This window comes from Novosphingobium sp. ERW19 (genome assembly GCF_012641315.1).
Classification (GTDB): Bacteria; Pseudomonadota; Alphaproteobacteria; order Sphingomonadales; family Sphingomonadaceae; genus Novosphingobium.
This window is the reverse complement of sequence record NZ_JABAIC010000043.1, coordinates 1-673: the sequence shown is the minus strand read 5'-3', so window position 1 is coordinate 673 and position 673 is coordinate 1. Positions and strand designations below refer to the sequence as shown.

The 673-nt window shown below is 68.2% G+C and carries 1 protein-coding gene; it reads left to right on the top strand.

The features are described from left to right. Positions 1–673, top strand: a 673-nt coding sequence (locus HGI46_RS21830) for a glyoxalase (protein WP_168905831.1), incomplete at both ends; no start/stop codon positions are given.

The following is a 673-nucleotide window of genomic DNA, read 5'->3' as shown; positions in this document are numbered from 1 at the left end:
TGCGCAGCATCGAAATTGCCCTGCCCGATCCCGCGGGCGCCGCGGCGTGGATGGTCGACGTCTGGGGGCTCTACCCCGCCGAAGTTCGGGGGCAGACGCACTACCTGCGCGGCACCGGCACGATGCCCTACCTCGTCGCGTTCGAGCAATCGGATGCCGAGTTCGTGCGCTCGACCACCTTCACCTGTTCAGCCGACGAACTCGCCGCGATCAAGGCCCGCGTGACCGACAAGGGCTGGGCGGCAAGGCCGGTCACCTCGGCCGATCCCGGCGAAGGTGCAGGCCTGCTCGTCGAACTGCCCGAAGGCACGATCCTGCGCTTCCTGGCAGGATCGGGCGAGGTCGCGCCCATCGAAGGCTTCTCCAAGGCCAGCAAGCGCGTCTCGCCGGTCAAGCTGACGCATGTGGTGTTCAACTCTGCCGATGCCGAACTCCTGGGCCATGCGGTGGAGGACGTGCTCGACTTCCGCGTCTCGGACCGGACCCGTGGCATGGTCTTCGTGCGCTGCAACGACAGCCACCACTCCACCGCCTTTGCCCGCGCCGGCTTTGCCAGCCTCAACCACGTGGCGTTCGAGATGGACGATCTCGATGCGGTGATGCGCGGCATTGGCTGGATGCGCGACAACGGCTTTGCCCCCGCATGGGGCCCGGGCCGCCACGGGCCGGGCGA